This window comes from Acidovorax sp. (assembly GCF_046294525.1).
GTDB lineage: Bacteria > Pseudomonadota > Gammaproteobacteria > Burkholderiales > Burkholderiaceae_C > Acidovorax.
This window is the reverse complement of sequence record NZ_JBKBKQ010000002.1, coordinates 138,080-160,527: the sequence shown is the minus strand read 5'-3', so window position 1 is coordinate 160,527 and position 22,448 is coordinate 138,080. Positions and strand designations below refer to the sequence as shown.

Annotated in this window: 17 protein-coding genes; 13 read left to right on the top strand and 4 right to left on the bottom strand. The window is 66.7% G+C overall.

Translation table 11 applies throughout. The features are described from left to right. Positions 1–55 precede the first annotated feature (55 nt). Positions 56–547 carry an Lrp/AsnC family transcriptional regulator gene (locus ACK4HJ_RS03130; RefSeq protein ID WP_409827631.1) on the bottom strand — a complete coding sequence of 164 codons (492 nt, stop codon included), beginning with the start codon at positions 545–547 and terminating at the stop codon, positions 56–58. Positions 548–737: 190 nt separating this feature from the next. On the opposite strand from ACK4HJ_RS03130, the gene ACK4HJ_RS03125 reads away from it, so the two are divergent. The 5 genes from ACK4HJ_RS03125 to ACK4HJ_RS03105 all read left to right on the top strand — a co-directional run bounded on the left by ACK4HJ_RS03125 (position 738) and on the right by ACK4HJ_RS03105 (position 10,321). Then, positions 738–4,310, top strand: coding sequence for an indolepyruvate ferredoxin oxidoreductase family protein (locus ACK4HJ_RS03125; RefSeq protein ID WP_409827629.1), 3,573 nt, complete (start codon positions 738–740; stop codon positions 4,308–4,310). 289 nt (positions 4,311–4,599) lie between these two features. Further along, a complete protein-coding gene (gene yajC, locus ACK4HJ_RS03120; RefSeq protein WP_409827628.1) occupies positions 4,600–4,935 on the top strand; it encodes a preprotein translocase subunit YajC in 336 nt (111 codons plus the stop codon). Positions 4,936–5,035: 100 nt separating this feature from the next. Further along, positions 5,036–6,928, top strand: coding sequence for a protein translocase subunit SecD (gene secD / locus ACK4HJ_RS03115; protein ID WP_409827626.1), 1,893 nt, complete (start codon positions 5,036–5,038; stop codon positions 6,926–6,928). Positions 6,929–6,938: 10 nt separating this feature from the next. Then, positions 6,939–7,889 (top strand): protein translocase subunit SecF, encoded by a 951-nt coding sequence (gene secF, locus ACK4HJ_RS03110; RefSeq protein ID WP_409827624.1) that lies wholly within the window; start codon positions 6,939–6,941, stop codon positions 7,887–7,889. 17 nt (positions 7,890–7,906) lie between these two features. Continuing rightward, positions 7,907–10,321: a DUF1631 domain-containing protein gene (locus ACK4HJ_RS03105; protein ID WP_409827623.1), complete on the top strand. Its 2,415-nt coding sequence runs from the start codon at positions 7,907–7,909 to the stop codon at positions 10,319–10,321. A 37-nt stretch (positions 10,322–10,358) separates the two neighbouring features. Here the strand turns inward: ACK4HJ_RS03105 and dprA are convergent, their stop codons facing one another. Further along, complete coding sequence (dprA, locus tag ACK4HJ_RS03100; protein ID WP_409827621.1) at positions 10,359–11,573, bottom strand: DNA-processing protein DprA; 1,215 nt, start codon at positions 11,571–11,573, stop codon at positions 10,359–10,361. An 87-nt stretch (positions 11,574–11,660) separates the two neighbouring features. After that, positions 11,661–12,866, bottom strand: coding sequence for a LysM peptidoglycan-binding domain-containing protein (locus ACK4HJ_RS03095; protein WP_409827619.1), 1,206 nt, complete (start codon positions 12,864–12,866; stop codon positions 11,661–11,663). A 199-nt stretch (positions 12,867–13,065) separates the two neighbouring features. On the opposite strand from ACK4HJ_RS03095, the gene def reads away from it, so the two are divergent. The 5 genes from def (at position 13,066) to ACK4HJ_RS03070 (ending at position 16,444) form a co-directional block, all read left to right on the top strand. Then, complete coding sequence (def, locus tag ACK4HJ_RS03090; protein WP_409827617.1) at positions 13,066–13,575, top strand: peptide deformylase; 510 nt, start codon at positions 13,066–13,068, stop codon at positions 13,573–13,575. 59 nt (positions 13,576–13,634) lie between these two features. Beyond that, entirely contained in the window at positions 13,635–14,111 is a 477-nt protein-coding gene (locus ACK4HJ_RS03085) for a hypothetical protein (RefSeq protein WP_409827615.1), read from the top strand. A gap of 181 nt (positions 14,112–14,292) precedes the next feature. Further along, on the top strand, positions 14,293–15,282 hold the full coding sequence (fmt, locus tag ACK4HJ_RS03080) for a methionyl-tRNA formyltransferase (RefSeq protein WP_409827614.1): 990 nt from the start codon (positions 14,293–14,295) through the stop codon (positions 15,280–15,282). Then, complete coding sequence (locus ACK4HJ_RS03075) at positions 15,279–16,103, top strand: AzlC family ABC transporter permease (protein WP_409827613.1); 825 nt, start codon at positions 15,279–15,281, stop codon at positions 16,101–16,103. The genes fmt and ACK4HJ_RS03075 overlap by 4 nt, the downstream gene beginning before the upstream one ends. After that, positions 16,100–16,444, top strand: a complete 345-nt coding sequence (locus ACK4HJ_RS03070; RefSeq protein ID WP_409827611.1) for an AzlD domain-containing protein — start codon at positions 16,100–16,102, stop codon at positions 16,442–16,444. Before ACK4HJ_RS03075 ends, ACK4HJ_RS03070 begins: the two co-directional genes overlap by 4 nt. Before the next feature lie 24 nt (positions 16,445–16,468). Here ACK4HJ_RS03070 and ACK4HJ_RS03065 read toward each other — a convergent pair whose 3' ends face one another. Then, positions 16,469–19,201 (bottom strand): HAD-IC family P-type ATPase, encoded by a 2,733-nt coding sequence (locus ACK4HJ_RS03065; protein WP_409827609.1) that lies wholly within the window; start codon positions 19,199–19,201, stop codon positions 16,469–16,471. Positions 19,202–19,417: 216 nt separating this feature from the next. Between ACK4HJ_RS03065 and ACK4HJ_RS03060 the strand changes: the two genes are divergently transcribed. From ACK4HJ_RS03060 to ACK4HJ_RS03050, 3 genes are read left to right on the top strand one after another with little or no spacing between them, the layout of a single operon-like run. Then, positions 19,418–20,623 (top strand): phosphoglycerate kinase, encoded by a 1,206-nt coding sequence (locus ACK4HJ_RS03060; RefSeq protein WP_409827607.1) that lies wholly within the window; start codon positions 19,418–19,420, stop codon positions 20,621–20,623. A 51-nt stretch (positions 20,624–20,674) separates the two neighbouring features. Continuing rightward, positions 20,675–21,502 carry an orotidine-5'-phosphate decarboxylase gene (pyrF, locus tag ACK4HJ_RS03055; RefSeq protein WP_409827605.1) on the top strand — a complete coding sequence of 276 codons (828 nt, stop codon included), beginning with the start codon at positions 20,675–20,677 and terminating at the stop codon, positions 21,500–21,502. A 31-nt stretch (positions 21,503–21,533) separates the two neighbouring features. After that, positions 21,534–22,430, top strand: coding sequence for a LysR family transcriptional regulator (locus ACK4HJ_RS03050; protein ID WP_409827603.1), 897 nt, complete (start codon positions 21,534–21,536; stop codon positions 22,428–22,430). The last annotated feature ends 18 nt before the right edge of the window (positions 22,431–22,448 follow it).

Below are 22,448 nucleotides of genomic sequence, written 5' to 3'. Positions count from 1 at the left end.
CTAGCGCTTATCCATCAAGCGCTGACAGCTACATTTTTCGCAGCACGCAGCTGCGCTATTTGGCCCGCGCCAGATGCGCCAGGTGCGCCAGCGGCAATGCGCCGCCCGCCTTCACCTCGCCCAGCGAGAAGCTGGTGTGCATGTCCTTCACATTGGGCAGGTTCAAGAGCACGTCGCGCGCAAACTGCGAAAAGCTGTCCAGGTCGCGAGCCACCACCTGCAATTCGAACGTGCCGGTGCCGCTGATGTAGTGGCAGGACACGACCTCCGGGATCTGACGGATCGCCTCTTCCATCTTGCGTGTGAGGTTGCCCGTGCTGCGGTCCGCGTCCAGCCGCACGAAGGCCAGCACGCCCAGGCCGATCTTGTGGCGGTCAATCTGCGCGCGGTAGCCGGTGATGAAGCCCTGCTCCTCCAGCGCCCGCACGCGGCGCCAGCAGGGCGCGGCCGACAGGCCCACGCGCTGGGCGAGTTCGGCGTTCGTCAGACGAGCGTCAGCCTGCAACTCACCCAGGATGGCGATGTCGAATTTGTCGAGAGTGTTCACAAAGTAGGGTTCGCAAGAAAGATCCTTTCTCAGAATAGCCTAAACACGGCACAGAACGCAAAGACATATCTGCGACGCAGACATACACTTACCCGCACACTAGTGCTGCAGCCCTAAACGGGCTGCGTTGCGCTGCCCAGGTGCCCCCACAAGGAGCACATCCCTACAAAAAGCCATTGGAGACATAGCCATGAACGCGCCCCTGCCCGAAAGCATCCGCAAGGCCCTGGAGACCGTCACTCTCGACGACAAATATTCGTTAGACAGTGGCCGGGCGTTCATGAGCGGGGTGCAGGCCCTGGTGCGCCTGCCCATGCTGCAGCGCCAGCGCGATGCCATGGTGGGCCTGAACACCGCCGGTTTCATCAGCGGCTACCGCGGATCGCCGCTGGGCACGTATGACCAGGCGCTGTGGGCGGCCAAGAAGCACCTGGCGGCCAACAACATCGTCTTCCAGCCCGGCGTGAACGAAGAGCTGGGCGCTACGGCCGTCTGGGGCACGCAGCAGCTGGACCTGTACCCGCAGAGCAAAAAGTTCGACGGCGTCTTCGGCATCTGGTACGGCAAGGGCCCGGGCGTGGACCGCTGCTCGGATGTGTTCAAGCACGCGAACATGGCGGGCACGGCGCAACACGGCGGCGTGATCGCGATTGCGGGTGACGACCACATCAGCAAATCGTCCACCGCCGCGCACCAGAGCGACCACATCTTCAAGGCCTGCGGCCTGCCGGTGTTCTTCCCGAGCAGCGTGCAGGAGATTCTGGACATGGGCCTGCACGCGTTTGCCATGAGCCGCTTCTCGGGCGTGTGGTCGGGCATGAAGACCATCCAGGAGGTGGTGGAGTCTTCGAGCAGCATCAACATCGACCCGGACCGCGTGAAGATCGTGATGCCCGAGGACTTCGTGATGCCGCCCGGCGGCCTGCACATCCGCTGGCCCGACGCGCCGCTGGAGCAGGAAGCGCGCCTGATGGACTACAAGTGGTACGCGGCCCTGGCGTACATCCGCGCCAACAAGCTCAACTACAACGTCATCGAAGGCAAGAACGACCGCTTCGGAATCATTGCCAGCGGCAAGGCCTACAACGACACCCGCCAGGCGCTGGTGGACCTGGGCCTCGATGACGACACCTGCCGCCAGCTCGGCATCCGCGTGCACAAGGTCAACGTGGTGTGGCCGCTCGAAGCGACCATCACGCGCGACTTTGCACAAGGCCTGCAAGAGATCCTGGTGGTGGAGGAAAAGCGCCAGGTCATCGAATACCAGCTCAAGGAAGAGCTCTACAACTGGCGCGCCGACGTGCGCCCCAACGTGCTGGGCAAGTTCGACGAGCCCGAGGGCGATGCGACGGGCGGTGAGTGGAGCATGCCCAACCCCAGCCAGAACTGGCTGCTGCGCGCCAAGGCGGACCTGACCCCCGCCATCATCGCCAAGGCGATTGCCAAGCGCCTGAAGAAGCTGGGCGTGCCTAGCGACATCATCGCGCGCATGGACGCGCGCATCAGCGTCATCGAAGCCAGTGAGCGCGGCATGGCCGAGCTGAAGGTGGACACGGGCGAGCGCGCACCCTGGTTCTGCAGCGGCTGCCCCCACAACACCAGCACCCGTGTGCCCGAGGGCTCGCGCGCCGTGGCCGGCATCGGCTGCCACTACATGGCCAACTGGATGCCCGACCGCAACACGTCCACCTTCACGCAGATGGGCGGCGAAGGCGTGACCTGGGTGGGCCAGGCGCCATTCACCACCGACCAGCACGTCTTTGCCAACCTGGGCGACGGCACGTACTTCCACAGCGGGCTGCTGGCCATCCGCCAGAGCATCGCGGCGGGCACCAACATCACCTACAAGGTGCTCTACAACGATGCCGTGGCCATGACCGGCGGCCAGCAGGTGGGCGAGCGGCCCGAGGGCCACTCGGTGCTGCAGATCATGAACAGCCTGAAGTCTGAGGGCGTGGCCAAGCTGATCATCGTGACCGATGAGCCGCAAAAGTACGACGGCGTGGCGCTGGCCGAGGGTGTGACGGTGCACCACCGCGACGAACTCGACACGCTGCAGCGCCAGTTCCGCGAGATCAAGGGCTGCACGGTCATCATCTACGACCAGACCTGCGCCACCGAAAAGCGCCGTCGGCGCAAGCGCGGCACGCTGGCCACGCCCGACAAGACCGTGGTGATCAACGAGCTGGTTTGCGAGGGCTGTGGCGACTGCTCGACCAAATCCAACTGCCTGTCGGTCGAACCGGTAGAGACGGAATTCGGCCGCAAGCGCCGCATCAACCAGAGCACCTGCAACAAGGACTACTCGTGCGTCAACGGCTTCTGCCCGAGCTTTGTGACGGTGGAAGGCGGCAAGCTCAAGAAGCCCAAGAAGGAAAAAAAGGGCGACCTGTCGGCGCTGCCCTCCATTCCTGAACCCGTGCTGCCGGTGGCCGAAGCGGCCTGGGGCATCGTGGTCGGCGGCGTGGGCGGCACGGGGGTGATCACCATAGGCTCGCTGCTGGGCATGGCGGCGCACCTGGACGGCAAGGGCGTCATCACGCAGGACGCTGGCGGCCTGGCGCAAAAGGGTGGCGCCACCTGGAGCCACATCCAGATCGCCAACCGCCCCGAGGCCATCTACACCACGAAGGTGGATACGGCCAAGGCGGACCTGGTGATCGGTTGCGATTCCATCGTGGCGGCCCACAAGTACACGCTGACGGTGATGCAACCGGGCCGTACCTTTGTGGCGCTGAACACCCACGGCACGCCCACGGCGGCTTTTGTGACCAACCCGGACTGGCAGTTCCCCGGGGCCAACTGCGACGCGGCCATTGCCACGGCAGTGGGCGCGGGCAATGTAGGCAGCTTTGACGCTGAGCAGGTGGCTACCCAGCTGCTGGGCGACAGCATCTACACCAACCCGCTGATGCTGGGCTACGCCTGGCAAAAGGGCCGCGTGCCACTCACCTTGGCATCGCTGATACGCGCCATGGAGCTCAACGGCGTGCAGGTGGATAACAACAAGGCAGCGTTTGAATGGGGCCGCCGGTGCGCGCACGATCTGGCGTCGGTGCAGGCACTGTTCCAGGCCGCGCAGGTGATCCAGTTCGTGAAGAAGCCCTCGCTCGCCGAAGTGGTCGCCAAGCGCGTGGAGTTCCTCACCGGCTACCAGAACGCTGCTTACGCTGCCGACTACCAGGCCTTTGTCGAAAAGGTGAAGGCGGCAGAAGCCAAACTGGGCACCAGCACGAAGTTGTCCGAGGCCGTGGCCCGCTACCTGTTCAAGCTGATGGCCTACAAGGACGAGTACGAAGTGGCGCGCCTGCACACCGACCAAGCCTTCACGGACAAGATAGCCAACATGTTCGAAGGCGACTACAAGCTGGTACACCACCTCGCGCCGCCGATGACGGCCAAGAAGAACGACAAGGGCGAGCTGGTCAAGCAGCCCTTCGGCCCCTGGATGCGTAGCGCCTTCGGCCTGCTGGCCAAGATGAAAGGCTTGCGCGGCACGGCGCTGGATGTGTTCGGCAAGACCGAGGAGCGCCGCATGGAGCGCGCCCTGATCGTGGAATACCGCGCCTGCATCGATGAACTGCTGGCCCGCCTGAATGCCGACAACTTGGCCCTGGCGGTGGAGATTGCCCGCATTCCCGAAGAAATCCGGGGCTATGGCCACGTGAAAGAGCGCCACCTGAAAGCGGCTCGTCCCAAGTGGGACGGCCTGATGGCCCAGTGGCGCAGCGGGGCTCCAGCGGCGCAGCGCCAGGCTGCCTGACTGCAGAGGGCGGGGTGACGTCCGACCCGCCCTTAGCTCATTCACTATCAAAATAGTAGCTGCTAGCGCTTATTGGATAAGCGCTAGAGGCACTTTTTATATGAAATTCATGTAGTCTCCGCCGCCCCGCGCCGCTGTGAGCAAACACCCGGCGTCGCCTTGGGTCTTAGCGCGTGCGGCTTGTGGCGGGGGCCCGCATACAATGCCCTGTTCTGCTCCGGCTGCGGCTTGTGCGCACGCCGGCCGCGGTTGTGTAAAAAATTGACCATCCATTTGTGGAGTCCCGTCCGTGTTTATTTCTTCTGCTTTTGCCCAGACCGCACCCGCCGCAGCTGCCGGCGGCGGCGACATGATGTCCTCGCTCACGAGCATGCTGCCTCTGGTGCTGATGTTCGTGGTGCTGTACTTCGTCATGATCCGCCCCCAGATGAAGCGCCAGAAGGAGCACCGCGCCATGATCGACGCCCTGGCCAAGGGTGACGAAGTGGCCACGGCCGGCGGCATCATGGGCAAGGTCACGCGCCTGTCCGAAGGCTCGCTGCACATCGAGATCTCCGAAGGTGTCGAGGTGCAGATGCAGCGCAGCGCCGTGGTCCAGGTCCTGCCCAAGGGCTCTGTCAAATAACCGTCTGCCCGCGGGGCGTGTGGATTGAAAAACTGTGAAAGGGCGGCAGGCTTGCGAGCACGCCGCCCTTTGAAGCTTTCCGAGAGGTAAGAGCGCGATCATGAACCGATATCCGGTCTGGAAATACGCGATCCTGGTGGTCGTGCTGCTGGTGGGGCTGTTGTACACCCTGCCCAATTTCTTTGGCGAGGCGCCTGCGGTGCAGGTCTCGTCGGCCAAGGCCACCGTCAAGGTGGACGCCGCCGTGCAGCAGAGGGTGGAAGAGATCCTCAAGTCTGCGGGCGTGACGCCCGACTTTGTGGCGCTGGAAGGCACCTCGGTGCGTGCGCGTTTCGATACGCCGGACAACCAGCTCAAGGCCAAGGACGCCATCCAGAAAGCCCTGGTGCCCGACGAGAGCGATCCGTCGTATGTGGTGGCGCTGAACCTGGTGTCGCGCTCGCCGCTGTGGCTCAAGGCGTTGCACGCCAACCCCATGTACCTGGGGCTGGATCTGCGCGGCGGGGTGCACTTCATGCTGCAGGTGGACATGGAGGCCGCGCTGACCAAGAAAGCCGAGTCGTATGCCGGCGACCTGCGCACCACGCTGCGCGACAAGAACATCCGCCACGGCGGCATCAGCCGCGATGGCCAGGCCGTGGACATCCGGGTGCGCGACGAAGCGACACTCACGGCTGCGCGCAACCTCATCAGCGACCAGTTCACCGACCTGCAGACCACCAGCAGCCCGGATGGCAGCGAATTCAAGCTGCGCGCCACCATCAAGCCCGAGGCCACGCGCCGCGTGCAGGAACAGGCACTCAAGCAGAACATCGTCACGCTGCACAACCGTATCAACGAACTGGGGGTGGCTGAGCCCGTGATCCAGCAGCAAGGACTGGACCGCATCGTGGTGCAATTGCCCGGCGTGCAGGACACCGCCCAGGCCAAGCGCATCCTGGGCCGCACCGCCACGTTGGAAGTGCGCCTGGTGGACGAAGGCACCGAGGCCCGTGCCGCAGAGACCGGCCGGGGACCTGTGCCGTTTGGCTCCGAGCGCTACCTGGAACGCAGCGGCCAGCCGGTGATCGTCAAGAAGCAGGTCATCCTGACCGGCGAAAACCTCACCGACGCCCAGCCCGGCTTTGACAGCCAGACGCAGGAACCCACCGTAAACCTCACGCTGGACGCCAAGGGCTCGCGCATCTTCCGCGACATCACGCGTGAGAACGTAGGCAAGCGCATGGCCATCATCCTGTTCGAAAAGGGCAAGGGCGAGGTGGTGACGGCCCCCGTGATCCGCACCGAAATCGGCGGCGGACGCGTGCAGATCTCGGGCCGCATGACCACGGCCGAGGCCAACGACACGGCGCTGCTGCTGCGCGCCGGCTCGCTGGCCGCGCCCATGGAGATCATTGAAGAGTTCACCATCGGCCCCAGCCTGGGCGCCGACAACATCGAGCGCGGCATCGACAGCGTGGTCTGGGGCATGGTGGCCATCGCGGTCTTCATGTGCATCTACTACGCGCTGTTCGGCGTGTTCTCCACGGTGGCGCTGGCCGTCAACGTGCTGTTGCTGATTTCCATCCTTTCCATGCTGCAGGCCACGCTCACGCTGCCGGGCATTGCAGCCATGGCGCTGGCCCTGGGGGTGGCCATCGACTCGAACGTGCTGATCAACGAACGCATCCGCGAGGAACTGCGCGCGGGCGTGGCGCCCCAGGCCGCCATCCACGCCGGCTACGAGCGCGCCTGGGCCACCATCCTGGACTCCAACGTGACCACGCTGATCGCAGGCCTCGCGCTGCTGGCCTTTGGCTCCGGCCCGGTGCGCGGTTTTGCCGTGGTGCACTGCATCGGCATCTTGACCAGCATGTTCTCGGCCGTTTTCTTCTCGCGCGGGCTGGTAAACCTGTGGTACGGCCGCAAGAAGAAGCTCAAGAGCGTGTCCATCGGCCAAGTCTGGAAGCCCGAAGCCGCAAACGCCGGCTCCGTGGTCGCCAAGAACCAATAAGGAGAAGGACATGGAGTTCTTTCGGATCAAAAAAGACATCCCGTTCATGAAGTACGCGTTGGTGCTCAACGCGATCTCCTTCATCACTTTCGCCCTGGCGGTTTTCTTCCTGGTCACGCGCGGGCTGCACCTGTCGGTGGAGTTCACGGGCGGCACCGTGATGGAGGTGGCATACACCCAGAGCGCGGACATCGCCAAGGTGCGCGACACGGTCTCGGGCCTGGGCTATTCGGACGTGACGGTGCAGAACTTCGGCACCTCGCGCGACGTGATGATCCGCCTGCCCGTGCAAAAGGGCGTGACATCGGCCCAGCAGAGCGAGCGCGTGCTGGAGGCCCTGAAGGCTGCCGACCCCGAAGTGACCCTGCGCCGCACGGAATTCGTTGGCCCGCAGGTGGGCGAGGAACTCGTGCAGGGCGGGCTGATGGCGCTGGGCATGGTGATCCTGGGCATCGTGATCTACCTGGCCGTCCGCTTTGAATGGAAGTTCGGCGTGGCCGCGGTGATCGCCAACCTGCACGACGTCGTCATCATCCTGGGCTTTTTTGCATTCTTCCAGTGGGAGTTCTCGCTGGCGGTGCTGGCGGGCGTGCTGGCGGTCCTGGGCTATTCGGTGAACGAGTCGGTGGTGATCTTCGACCGGATCCGCGAGGCCTTCCGCAAGTTCCGCAAGATGAGCACGCCGGAAGTGATCGACCACGCCATCACCAGCACGATGAGCCGCACGATCATCACCCACGCCTCCACGGAGGCCATGGTGCTGTCCATGTTCTTCTTCGGCGGCCCCAGCCTGCACTACTTTGCGCTGGCGCTGACCATCGGCATCGTGTTTGGCATCTACTCGTCGGTGTTCGTGGCGGCCGCCATTGCCATGTGGCTGGGCGTCAAGCGCGAAGACCTGGTCAAGCCCACCAAGAAGGACGAAGATCCGAACGACCCCCAGGCTGGAGCCATCGTCTGACCCGCTAATATCTACCCATGCAGCCCCCCACGCCCTCTTCCGTCCCGCAGCGCCGACTGGCCCGCCAGGCACGACAGCGGTTTGTGGAGGGCCTCTGCACGGGTCTGCCGGACCTGAACAAGACGGTGCTGGATTTCGTCACCACGCTGATGACCCAGACCGGCACGGCGCGCGAGATGCAGACGCGCCGCGACACCTGGATGGCCTATCAGCAGCACGGCGCCGCGTGGATCGACCGCACAGGCAAGGCCCTGCGCGAAGCGCTGGCTCCGCATGTGAGCACCTCCCGCGGCGCACAGATGGCCGCAGGCCCGGGGCTCAGCCAGTTCGAGCTGCTGAGCGACGACGTGGTGGAGAACAAGATCATCGCCTCGCGCATGGCGCTCACCGTGAGCGAGCAGGTGAGCAACCAGTTCGACACCCTGCGCCAGCGCACGCAAAGCCTGGAAGGCCAGGACCTGGACAACAGCGACATCCTGCGGCCCGACACTGTGTGCCTGCTGCTGGTGGAGCAATGGATCGAAGCCGGCCTGCCGCGCAACGACCTGCTCACTGTGGTGGACCCGCTGCAGCGCGAGTTGGCCAACCTGCTTCAAAAGCAGTATCAGGCCGTGAACGTCTTCTACGTGGAGCAGGGCATCACCCCGCAGAACGACCTGAAGTCCCGTGTGCGGCGTACGGCCACCGGCGGGGCGCCCGGCGTGGGCGGCAGTGAATCTGGCGCAGGCGGCCTGGCGTCGCAGGCCCTTGCACAGACGCGCGAGGCCATGGCGGCCGCCGCTGCGCGCGGGGGCATGCATCCCCAACACCCTCAACACCCCGCTCTGCGCGGCAGCCCCGGGGCCTACCCACCCGGCCAGCGCATGCAACAACAGCCACCCCCCGGCGGCTATCCGCAGCGCGGCATGCCCACGGCGTTTGCCACAGGCATGACCCCGCTGTCCCGCGCCCGCCAACGCGCGCAGGGTGTGATGGGGCAGTTGCGCCGCCTGCTCACACAGCCGGCCACGGGCTTCGACATGGTGAATGCGCCGCCCGCATCGGCCGCGCTCGCCCATGCCCTCACGGCGCACCGCGTGCAGGCCGACACGTACTACAGCGGCGTGGGCACGCTGATGGAAGACTACAGCCCCGCGGCCGTGGTCCAGCTGGTCGGCACCGTGCGTGAACGCTCCACGGAGCTCAAGAAAAAAGCCAGCACCGCCGGCGAAAAAGCCATCATCGAGGTGGTGGCGCTCATGTTCCAGAGCATCCTGGCAGAAGACCGCATCCCGCCTGCGGTGCGTGTGTGGTTTGCGCGCCTGCAGGTGCCCGTGCTGCGCGTGGCCCTGGCCGAGCCAGAGTTCTTCAGCAACCTGGACCACCCTGCACGCAAGCTGATCGACCGGATGGGCGCCTGCGTGATGGGTTTTGATGCCACGTCCATCAACGGCAGTGCGCTGGAGGCGGAGATCCGCCGCGTGGTGCAGGTGATCGAGCAGTATCCCGAGACGGGCCGGCGCGTGTTTCAGCTCGTGTACGACGAGTTCGAAAAATTCCTCTCCAAGTTCCTCACGGAGAAGCAGGCGACCTCGCGCCTGGTGAGCGTCGCGCAGCAGGTGGAACAGCGCGAGACGCTGGCCATCCAGTACACGATCGAACTGCGTACCATGCTGCGGGACATGCCGGTGCGCGACGAGATCCGCGAGTTCCTCTTCAAGACCTGGGCCGAGGTCCTGGCCCTGTCGGCCGTGCGCGACGGGCCCCAGCATGCCGACACCGTGGCGCTCAAGCGCACGGCGGCCGACTTGGTGTGGGCGGCCAGCGCCAAGCCCAACCGCAGCGACCGCGCCCAGGTGATCCAGAACCTGCCAGGCCTGCTGCAGCGCCTGCGTCAGGGCCTGGTGCTGATGAACGTGACCGGCGAAGCACAGGACGCACAGATCAAGGTGCTGACCGACACCCTGGCCGACGCGTTCCTGTCCAAGACCGCGTCCATTCCGCAAGCGCACATTGATGCCATGGCCAAACGGCTGGCCAACCTGGAAGACTTCATCAACGACGCCACGCTGGGCGATATGCCGCTCAATGCCGACAACATCGAGATGATGCTGGGCATTGATGCGTCGTCCATCCATGTGGTGGCCGACAACGGCGCGCCGGTGGACGATGCCATGGTGGCCTGGGCACAGGAGCTGCAGCCGGGCACCTGGTACACGCTGGACCACAACGGCGCCTCGGCGCAGGTGCAATACGCCTGGCAGAGCCAACGCAAGCAACTGCACCTGTTTGCTGCGGTGGACGGCAGCAGCTACCTGATCCAGCTGCGCCGTCTTGCGGCCTACCTGCAGGCCGGCCTGCTGGTGCCCCAAGACGAAGAAGGCCTGACCGTGCGCGCCACACGCGATGCGCTGGCCAAGCTGGACGCGAACCCCGAACGGCTGCTGGATTGATCGCCCCCCGCGAAGGGTGGCCGCGCGACGGCGCGAACTACGCGGCGCCTATGCGCTGAAACAGCCCGCCCGGCAACCGGGCCACCCGGCCTTCCAGCTCCAGCTCCAGCAGCGCCACTTGCAGGGATGCCGCATCCATGCCGGTGCGTGCCACGAGGGCGTCGATACCTACAGGGTCAAAACCCAGCGCTTGCAGCAGGGGACTTTCCACCGCCAGTTCAGCAGCATTGCCCTCGGCCTCCACTTCCTCCCTCTCGTCGGACTGCGTGCTGCCCGCCTGCGCCTGCAGGCCCTCGGACGCAACCATGCGCAGTTCTTCCAGCACATCCTGCGCCGACTCGACCAATTTGGCACCCTGGCGGATCAACGCGTGACAACCCCGCGACTGCGGCGCGTGGATCGAGCCTGGGATGGCAAACACCTCCCGTCCCTGCTCGATCGCTGTGCGGGCGGTGATCAACGAGCCGGAGGCGAGTGCCGCTTCCACCACCAGCGTGCCTTGCGAGAGGCCCGAAATGATGCGATTGCGCTTGGGAAAGTTGGCGGGCAGCGGCGGTGTACCCAACGGGTATTCGCTTACGAGCAATCCTTGGGTAGCAATCCGACGGGCCAAGTCCAGGTTCTTGCGCGGGTAGACACGGTCGAGCCCCGTGCCCACCACCGCAATGGTGGCCGGCGCGGCAGCACTGCCGTGCCGCCCCGGTGCCGATGCATCGAGCGCACCTTCGTGCGCCGCCGCGTCCACCCCCAGCGCCAGCCCCGACACGATGGTGAGCCCCGCACCGTGCAGGGCCCGCGCAAACTGCCGGGCGTTGTCTGCGCCCTGGGCCGTGGGGTTGCGACTGCCCACAATGGCCAGGCAGTTGTGGCGCGGAAAGGGCTGGCCTTGCAACAGCGAACGCGGCCCCACCAGATAAAGCAGCAGGGGTGGATCTTCCGTGTCCAGCAGCGCCTGGGGGTAGCGCGGATCACCCAGGGTGACCACCGCCCGCGCTGGCGCGTCGGCAGCCTCCGAAGCCGGCGATCCCCCCAGCCACTGGAGCGTGGTCTCCAGCAATTCCGCCCAGGTGGGCGGAACCTCGCACAGCGCGCGGGCCTGCGCAGCCGTCACACATACGCGCAGCGCGGCTTCGGGCTGCGCGAAGATACTGAGGGGCAGACCAAACCGGGCCAGCAGACGGCGGGCCGCGCCGTTGCCCACACCAGGCGAAAGGGTCAGCCGCAGCCACCCTCCGAGCTCTTCACGGTCCATGAGATGCAAAGGTCAGCGCCGAAGCGAAAACGGCGCAGGGCAGATGTCCACCCTGCACCGCTGGCCTGTTGAGCCTGTGGTTGATATTTACTCGGGGTTGACCAGTCGGTCGCCCACGCGCACACCAGTGCGCACGTCCAGGATCAGCACATAGGACACGCGTTCAAATGTGCGGAACACCATGGCCATGCCGTTGGATTCGCTGGGGAGCTTGATCATTTCCTTGGAGTCGCTGGTCGAGTCCTTGATGCGCTCGCCCTTGGTCAGCAGGTTCAGCACGTGGCCGGCCTCCATCCCGTCGCGTGCGCCCTTGTTGATGGCGACCACCTGGTTTTGCGCGGCGAACGAGACGGATGACCCGCCATAGATCGACACCACGCGAGCGTCTACCGGGTTTTGGGGCGCGCGTGGCGTGTAGCTCATGAACCCACGGCCCGGCTCCGCCAGCAGACGGTCGCCTGCGCGGATCTCTTCCTTGGTGCCGGAGATATCGACCGTGGCGGGCACCTTGTCCTTGGTGAAGCCGCCCTTGCCGTCCGGCACATCTTCAGTGGTCTCGCCGCGGATCAGCTCGGCCTTGCCCAGGTACTGGGCTTCGTAGCCCAGTATCTCGCCGCTGGCGGGGTCCTTGAGAGGAATGGCGTTGCGGTAAACGCGGTAGTAGCGCTGTTCGCCCGGGGCCACCCGCAGGGGGGCGGTATCGATGCCGCGGGCATAGGCCCGGTCGCCATGGGCCATGAGCACACGCTCTTCCACCGTGGCGACGATACGCGGCGCACGCTCCAGCACCTCGGCATCCACCACCAGCGGCTCGACCAGGAAAGGCTCGATGAGGTGGGGCTTCAGCGTGGGCAACGCCGTGCCCATCAGCGTGTCGCTGCGGGTACGGGGAGACACACGCACGGTTTCAGACTGGCCGGGGGGACTGGTGCGCAGGCGGGCGTGGGTGCCGTCCTTTTCCAGGTACAGCGTCTGGCCCGGGAAGATCAGGTGGGGGTTGGGGATGGCGCTGAGGTTCATGCCCCACAGCTCGGGCCAACGGTAAGGGCGCTTAAGGTACATGCCCGAGATGCCCCAGAGGGTGTCGCCGCGCTTGACGGTGTAGCGGTCGGGCGCATTGGGCGCCAGTTCAGACAGAGGAATGCCGCGCTCGGAAACCTGCTGGGCGGTGGCGCGCTGGCTGCTGGTGATCGGGTAGTTCTGCGCTTGCGCCGATCCGGCGGCCAATAACGCGCCAGCGATGATGGTGAGCGCGCCCAGGGCGGTCCGCCGCACGCTGGTGAATGCCGTCATGTTGTTCCTTTTCTCATGCATTGTGAAACGCCCCCTCACTGGCGCCATGACGCAGGCGGTATGCGTACGTCTGGACAGCTACGTTACAAATCAACTGAGATTCTCTGCTCAAGCCCTTGATTCGGCAACGATTATTGGCTTTTCGGGCTGCAGCACGCCGCAAAAGTGGCGAAAATAGCGACATCTCTTACTTGCATCCATGGCAATCCTCCCCATTCTCTGTTACCCGGACCCCCGGCTTCACAAGGTCGCGCGCCCTGTGGAAGCCGTGGATGACCGCATCCGGGCCCTCGTTTCCGACATGCTCGCCACCATGTACGACGCCCACGGCATCGGCCTGGCCGCCACCCAGGTGGACGTGCATGAGCGGCTGGTGGTAATCGATGTCTCGGAAGAGCGCAACGCCCCCCTGGTGCTGATCAACCCCGAGATCGTCTGGGCCAGCGCCGAGAAGCACCTCAACGAAGAAGGATGCCTGTCGGTGCCCGGCATCTACGACGGCGTGGAGCGTTTTGATGCCGTGCACGTGCGTGCGCTGGACGCGCAGGGTGAGTCCCGTGTCATCGAGGCCGACGGCCTGCTCGCCGTGTGCATCCAGCACGAGATGGACCACCTCATGGGCAAGGTGTTTGTGGAATACCTCTCGCCCCTCAAGCGCAATCGCATCAAGACCAAGATGGTCAAGCAACAGCGCGAGGCCCGCGCGTGATCTCTGCAGCACCCTGCCCCCCGTGCGGCGGCAGAGTGGTGACACGCGGGGTGCTCTTTGTGCCCACCCTGGTCCTGGCGCTGCTGGCCCTGCTGCTGTCGGGGTGCGCCTTGCCCGCCAAGGTGCCGCTCGGCAGTCCCCAGGCCGATGTGATCGCCCGCCTGGGCCCGCCCACGGCCGTGTTTGCGCTGCCGTCGGGCCAGCGCCTGCTGTACTCCGAGCTGCCCGCCGGTTTTGCCGCGTACAACCTGGACTTCGACGCCTCGGGTCGCCTGGTGCGCAATGAGCAGGTGCTCACCCAGTCCCGCTTTGAAAACATTCCCACGGGCACCTGGACCCGGGCGGACGTGGAGCGCACGTTCGGCCCGCCCCTGCTGCTGGAGCGTGTGGCGCGGTTCGACGGCGACATCTGGACGTACCGCTTCCGGCAAAACTCCGACCCGCGTCTGGCGCATGTGCACATTGATCGCGCGGGCATCGTCCGCATGGTGATGTTCACCGACGAGCTGCCACTTTTCGACAACGCGCGCGATTGAAATGCAGCACCCTCCGAGTCGCCTGCGGCGCCTTGCCCCTGTACTTCGGGAGGGGGGCGCACCCAGTGGCCTGGCAAAGCAAGCTCCAAGGGTGCACTGGCTGGGGCCGCGCCGGATGCAATCGGCGTGGGTCACGCACAGTTCAATCGGTCACTGAAACAGAATCCTCGCGGCCAACCCCATGAAAGTCATTTTTGCCGGCACGCCCGAGTTCGCCCGCGCAGCCCTGCAGCGCCTGCTGGCGGCGGGCTTCACCGTACCCCTTGTGCTCACCCAGCCCGACCGCCCCGCAGGCCGGGGCATGAAGCTGCAGGCGTCGCCCGTCAAGCAATGCGCGCTGGACCACGGCATCGCCGTGGCGCAGCCCCGCAGCCTGCGGCTGGACGGCAAGTACCCTGAAGATGCCGCTGCCGCGCGCGACGCCCTGCTGGCCGCCCAGGCGGATGTCATGGTGGTCGCGGCTTACGGGCTGATCCTGCCGCAATGGACGCTGGACCTGCCGCGCCTGGGGTGCCTGAACATCCACGCCAGCCTGCTGCCGCGCTGGCGGGGGGCCGCGCCCATTCACCGCGCCATCGAAGCGGGTGACGCGGAAACCGGCATCACCATCATGCAGATGGACGCAGGGCTGGACACCGGCGACATGCTGCTGACGGAGCGCACTGCCATCCGCCCCACCGACACCACGGCCACGCTGCACGACCGCCTGGCCGATCTGGGCGGGCGGCTGATTGTGGAAGCGCTGGAAATGGCCGCATGCGGCGGTCTGACGGCCACCCCCCAACCCGAAGAGGGGGTGACCTACGCCCACAAGATTGAAAAGTCCGAAAGCGCCATCGACTGGTCGCTGCCTGCAGTCGTGATCGCGCAGCGCATCCGCGCGTTCGATCCGTTTCCAGGCGCCAGCACCGAAGCCAACGGCGAGGTTGTCAAGATATGGTCTTGCGAAATTGATAGCAGCCAGCGCTTTACTGACAAGCGCTACGGCCATATTTTGCTTGCAGACGAGGCAGGCATCACCGTGGCGTGCGGCGATGGGACTGCGCTGCGGCTCACGCAGCTGCAGCGCGCTGGCGGCAAGCGACTGGCGGCAGCGGACTTTCTGCGGGGTTTTGCACTGGTGCCCGGCACCGTGCTCGGCAACTGCACCACCGCACCGTCGGCTCCATGAGCCGCGTCGCCGCCGTTCGGCGCACGGTGCGCCACCCCTCGTTCCGTATGGCCGCCATGGACATGGCGGGCACATCCCTGGGCATTGGAGCCTGGGGGCTGGTCACGGGCGTGGCCATGGTCAAGAGCGGCATGCCCGTAGGCTTGGCGGTGTTCATGTCGCTGGTGGTGTATGCGGGCAGCGCACAGCTGGCGGTCATTCCGCTGCTGGCGGTGGCCGCGCCGCTGTGGGTGATCTGGCTCACCGCCGCGTGCGTGAACCTGCGTTTTGTGATCTTCAGCAGCATGTGGCGCAGCTATTTTGCGCACCTGCCGCTGCGCCAGCGTCTCGCGGTCGGCTACTTCAGCGGCGACGTGATCTATGTGGCCTTCATGAAGCGCTTCCCCGAACCCAGGCCGCAGCCAGAGCAGATTCCGTACTTCTGGGGCGCGGCTAGCAGCAACTGGCTGGCGTGGCAGGTGCCGTCGCTGGCAGGCATCTTTCTGGCCAATGCCGTGCCGCTGTCATGGGGCCTGGGCTTTGCGGGGGTGCTGGCCCTGCTGGGCGTGCTGCTGTCGCTGCTGTTCGACCGCGCCACCTGGCTGGCCACGGGCGTGGCGGCCACGGCTGCGATTGCGGCATTCGCGCTGCCGCTCAAGCTCAACATCCTGGTGGCCATTGCCGCCGCGGTGGCTGTGGGCCTGCTCATCGAGGCGGTGGACCGCCGCCGCCAGCACCCTGAGCTATTGCTGGTGCCGGCAGAAAGCGAACTGCCTGCCGATGAGCGCGAACACGTGGCCAAGGGCGAGGTCGTGCCCGTGCGCGAGGAGCGCCACCCATGACCGCATTCAACGGGTCCTGGCTGTACCCTGCCGCAGCCATCATCGGCCTGGCGGTGATCACCGTCATCTCGCGCGCCTTCTTCATGATTCCGGAGCGCGAGTTGCCGTTGCCCGACTGGCTCAAGCGCGGTCTCAAGTACGCACCGCTCGCCGCGCTCACCGCCGTGATCGCACCCGAGATCCTGATGACGCAGGGCGAGCTGATCGACACCCTGCGCGACGCCCGCATTCCGGCAGTGCTATGCGCCAGCGCGTACTACTTCTGGCGGCGCGGCATCCTGGGGACCATCGTGGTCGGCATGGTGGTGTACCTGCCGCTGCACATCGGCTGGGGCTGGTAGGCCGCCACGCTGGCGGACGCGCGTTCAGGCCCTCGCCCGGCGCAGCCATGCTTTTTCCAGCTCCAGCAAAACCAGCACGGCCAGCCCCGCCCCGGCGCACAGCAGCACATCGCCCGGCGGCAGCGCACGGGTGCCAAACCAGCCCTGCATGAAGGGTGCATAGGTGAACAGGGCCTGCAGCCCCACCACCGCCGCCACGGCCGCAAGCACGCGCGGGGTGCCCCGCACGCCCACGCCGGTGAACGAGGGCGCCTTCAGGTAGCGCACGCTGAACAGATAGAACACCTCCATGGCCACCAGCGTGTTCACGGCCAGGGTGCGAGCCTGTTCGACGGACGCGCCGGCCGCAAGCGACGCTTCGTACATGCCGAAGATGCCCAGCGAAAACAGCGTGGACACCAGCGCGATGCGCCACACCACAAAGCGGCTGAGCATGGGCTCGCCGGTGGGGCGGGGGCGGCGCTGCATCACGTCGGGCTCGGTCGGCTCAAACGCCAGCACCATGGCCAGCGCCACCGAGCTGACCATGTTCACCCACAGGATCTGCACCGGCAGGATGGGCAGCGCCAGACCGAAGAGCACCGCTGCGAGCAGTGACATCGACTCGCCGCCGTTGATAGGCAACAGGAAGGTGATGGTCTTGCGCAGGTTGTCGTACACGGTGCGGCCTTCCTCTACCGCGTGGGCGATCGAGGCGAAGTTGTCGTCGGCCAGTACCACGGCTCCCGCCTGCTTGGCGGCCTCGGTGCCTTTGCGGCCCATGGCCACGCCCACGTCGGCCTGCTTGAGTGCCGGTGCATCGTTCACGCCATCGCCCGTCATGGCCACCACCTCCCCACGCGCCTGCAGGGCACGCACCAGGCGCAGCTTGTGCTCGGGACTGGCGCGCGCGAACACATCGATGTCCTGCACCACACTGCGCAGCGCCACGTCGTCCGGGGCTTCAATCTCGGGGCCGGTCATGGCACGCAGATGCTCGCCCATGCCCAGCTGCGTGGCGATGGCGCTGGCCGTCACGCCGTGGTCGCCGGTGATCATCTTCACGCGGATGCCGGCCGCACGGCAGCGGGCCACGGCCGCCATGGCTTCCTCACGCGGCGGATCGATGATGGCCACGAGGCCCAGCAGCGTGAGCCCCTGTACGGCGCCTGGCAGCGCAAGCGTCGTGGTGGACTGAAGCGAACCGCGCGCCAGCGCCAGCACGCGGCGGCCCGCCCGCGCCTGCTGGTCGATGGCGGCGTGCCAGTAGGAATCCTGCAGCGGCACTGCCGCCCCATCGTCGGTCAGCTGTTGCGTGCACATGGCCAGCACACGCTCGGGCGCACCCTTGAGCAGCAGGTCGTGCGCTGCGCCAGCCCCCTCAGCCGCAGCGTGTGCGGTGGCCATGTAGCGGTGTTCGGATTCGAATGGAATGGTCCCGGTGCGTGGGCGCTCGCGCGCCAGCTCCACCGGGTCGATGCCGGACTTCATCGCCAGCGTCAGCAATGCCCCCTCCGTCGGGTCGCCCGCCAGCTGCCACTGGCCCCCCCCGTGGTGCAGGCTGGCGTCGTTGCACAGGGCTGCGGCCTCGGCCAAGGCCAGCAGCACAGGTGCTTCACGGAACAGTTCGGCCGGCTGCAGGTGGTGGCCGGCCGATTGCAGCGCGCCTTCCGGCGCATAGCCAGCCCCTTGCACATCAATCACCCGGTCGGCCAGCACCACCTGCTGCACCGTCATCTCGTTGCGTGTGAATGTGCCGGTCTTGTCGGAGCAGATCACCGTCACCGATCCCAGCGTCTCCACCGCCGGCAGGCGGCGGATGACCGCATGGCGCGCCGCCATGCGCTGCACGCCGATGGCCAGGGTGATGGACATGATGGCGGGCAAGCCCTCGGGGATGGCAGCCACCGCCAGGCCCACGGCCGTCATGAACATGTCCGCCGCCGGCATGCCGCGCACCAACGTGCCGAAGGCGAACAGGGCAGCTGCCGCGCCAACCACCGCGAGGGTCACCCACCGCGCCAACTGGCCCATCTGGCGCACCAGCGGTGTGGTCACGGGCTCCACGGTCTCCAGCAGCCGGCCGATGCGGCCCATCTCGGTGGCGGCGCCCGTGGCCACGACCACGCCGCGCGCCTGGCCCTGGGTCACCAGCGTGCCCGCGTAGCCCACTGCCAGCCGGTCGCCCAGCGCGGCGTCGGCCGCAACAGCGGGCACCGCCTTCTCCACCGGCACCGATTCGCCGGTCAGCGCCGACTCATCCACCCGCAGCTGGTTCACCTCCAGCCAGCGCAGATCGGCGGGCAGACTGTCGCCGGATGCGACCTGCACGACGTCGCCCGGCACCAGGCCCGCAGCGTCAATGTCCTGCAACCGGCCATCGCGCCAGACGGCGGCATGCGGAGACAGCAAGTGCCGGATGGCCTGCAGGGCCTTCTCGGCCTTGCCCTCCTGCAAAACACCGATCAACACGTTGAGCAGCACCACGGCCAGGATGACTGCGGCGTCCAGCGTGTGGCCGATCCATGCGGTGACCGCCACGGCGGCCAGCAGCACCAGGATCAGCAGGTTGTTGAACTGGCCCAGCAGCCTGCGCGCCAGGCCGGGGCCCTGCGCCATATGCAGGCGGTTGGCGCCGTGGCGCTGCAGGCGGTCCGCAGCCTCCTGCGCGCTCAAGCCCTGGGGCGCGGCCTGCAGCGCATCCAGTACCTGTTCGGGCGTATGGGCATGCCAGGAGGCTTTGGCATCGACAAAGGGCGGCGGGGGAGAAAGTGACATGGCGAGCGGCTTTCCCGAAAGGTGACAAACAACGATAGCCCAGCAGGCTCGCCCTGTGCGCCGCGCGGCACCGGGCGCGCATGCATCTTTGATGCGGATCAAGCCGGTGCGCGATGGCCTGGGGTGTAGATGCGGAGCCCGGGGCGAGGGGCGCGTCCATGGCCCGTCCTAAAATGGCAGCCCTTTCCACGTGCCCCTCCAGGAAGCTTTCCCTCCATGAACATCCTTCGCTTTTCCGACCTGTGCGCCCAAGGCAAGGCCCAAGGCCAGCGCGTCTTCATCCGTGCCGACCTGAACGTGCCGCAGGACGATGCCGGCCGCATCACCGAAGACACGCGCATCCGCGCCTCGATCCCTTGCATCCGCATGGCGCTGGATGCCGGTGCGGCCGTGATGGTGACCAGCCACCTGGGCCGGCCCACCGAAGGCGAGTTCAAGCCCGAGGACTCGCTGGCCCCCGTCGCCCAGCGCCTGGGTGAATTGCTGGGGCGCGATGTGCCGCTGGTGGCCAACTGGGTGGACGGCGTGACCGTGGCGCCCGGCCAGGTGGTGCTGCTGGAGAACTGCCGCCTAAATGTGGGCGAAAAGAAGAACAAGGAAGAGCTGGCCCGCAAGATGGCCGCCCTGTGCGACATCTTCGTGAACGATGCGTTCGGCACCGCCCACCGCGCCGAGGGCACCACCTACGGCATCGCGCAATTTGCGCCCATCGCCTGCGCGGGCCCGCTGCTGTCGGCCGAGATCGATGCCCTCACCAAGGCCCTGGCCCAGCCCCAGCGCCCGCTGGCCGCCATCGTGGCGGGCTCCAAGGTGTCCACCAAGCTCACCATCCTGCAAAGCCTGGCCGACAAGGTGGACCAGCTCATCGTGGGCGGCGGCATTGCCAACACCTTCATGCTGGCCGCGGGCCTGCCCATCGGCAAAAGCCTGGCCGAGCCGGACCTGCTGGACGCCGCCAAGGCCGTGATGGCCGCCATGAAGGCGCGGGGCGCCGAAGTGCCGATCCCCACCGACGTGGTCGTGGCCAAGGCCTTCGCCGCCGATGCCCCTGCCACCGTGAAGGCTGCGGCCGACGTGGCCGAGGACGACCTGATCTTGGACATCGGCCCCGAGACGGCCGCCCGCCTGGCCGCACAGCTCAAGTCGGCCGGCACCATCGTGTGGAATGGCCCCGTAGGCGTGTTCGAATTCGCGGCGTTCGAAAACGGCACGCGTACCCTGGCCACAGCGATTGCCGAGTCGCCCGCGTTCAGCATTGCCGGTGGTGGCGACACGCTGGCCGCCATCGCCAAGTACGGCATCGAGCAGCAGGTGGGCTACATCTCCACCGGCGGCGGCGCCTTCCTGGAAGTGCTGGAAGGCAAGACCCTGCCGGCCTTCGAAATCCTGGAAAAGCGGGCCAGCGCCGCGCCGGCTGCCTGACCGATGGATGGATCACCCTGCAACCCTGATGGAAGAAACCCCGCCGTGTCCATGACCTTCACCGACATGCTGCGCGACGCCACCGCGCGCAACGACTCCCTGCTGTGCGTGGGGCTGGACCCGGAGCCCACGCGCTTCCCCGCCGGCCTGCAGGGCGACCCGCGCAAGATCTACGATTTCTGCGCCGCCATCGTGGACGCCACCGCCGACCTGGTGTGCGCCTTCAAGCCCCAGATCGCCTACTTTGCCGCTCACAGCGCCGAAGACCAGCTCGAACGCCTGATGCAGCACATGCGCGCCAACGCGCCGCATGTGCCGGTGATCCTGGACGCCAAGCGCGGCGATATCGGCTCCACCGCTGAGCAATATGCCAAGGAGGCATTCGAGCGATATGGCGCCGATGCGGTCACGCTCTCGCCCTTCATGGGGTTTGACTCCATCGAGCCCTACCTGGCCTACCACGGCAAGGGCGCCTTTTTGCTGTGCCGAACCTCCAACCCCGGCGGCGACGACCTGCAGAACCAGCGCCTGGCCAGCATCGACGGCCAACCGCTGATGTACGAACACGTGGCACGTCTAGCGCAGGGCCCCTGGAACAAGAACGGCCAGCTCGGACTGGTGGTGGGCGCGACCTACCCGCAGGAGATCGAGCGCGTGCGCAGCATAGCACCCACGCTGCCCTTGCTGATCCCTGGCGTCGGTGCCCAGGGCGGCGATGCCGTGGCCACGGTGCGCGCGGGCCTGCGTGCCGACGGTCCCATCATCGTGAACTCCTCGCGCGCCATCCTGTACGCCTCCAAAGGCGAAGACTTTGCCGCCGCAGCCCGCGCCGAAGCCTTGCGCACGCGCGCCGTGCTGAACGACGCCGCCCAGGGCTGAGCGCCAACCCACCGACCCCCGCCGCACAGCCATGCAGCTCAAGTGGCTGGAAGACTTCATCGTGCTGGCGCAGGAGCGCAGCTTCACCCGCGCCGCCGAGTTGCGGCATGTGACGCACCCCGCCTTTGGCCGCCGCATCCGCGCGCTGGAGGCCTGGGCGGGCACGCCGCTGGTGGAGCGGGGCGGGGGGCCTGTCACCCTCACGCCTGCGGGGCAGAGTTTTCTGGACACTGCCGGGCAGATGGTGCGCAACCTCACGCAGTCGCACGAGGAACTGCAGAGCCTGGCCGGGCGCCAGGCCCGCACCGTGACCCTGGCCACGGGCCGCACGCTGGCGCGCACCGTGGTGGCCGACTGGCTGGTGCGCCTGCAGCCCATCCTGCAGGGCGGCGAGTTGTGCATCCGCACCCGGGCACTGGCCGACACCGTGGCCATGCTGGAGCGCAGCGAGGCCGACTTTTCCCTCGTCTACCATCACCCCACACTGGCCGTTCGCCTGGACGCGCGCCAGTTCATGCACCTGACCGTGGCATCTGACCGCCTGGTGCCCGTGTCGCGCGCCACGGCGCAGGGGCAGGCGGTGCATCGCTTTGGGCCCGACGCCACGCGGGTGCCTTACCTGGCCTACGCGCCCCAGCTGGCGCTGGGCCGGCTGGTGGAGGACCACCTGGCCCAGAACCCCCATGCGCCAAGGCTGCAGCGGGTGGTGGAATGCGACTCGGCCGACGCGCACTATGAATACGTGCAAAAAGGCCTGGGCGTCGCCTGGCTGCCCTGGTCGATGGTGCACGCCGACTGCAAGGCCAAGCGCCTTGCCCCGGCGGGTGATGCGCGCATGGAAGTGCGATTCGACGTGCGCCTGTACCGTCCCAAGCGCCGCCTGGGCCCGCAGGCCGAGGCACTGTGGAAGGCGCTGGCGCAGCGCTGAACCTCGGCGGCTCCTCTC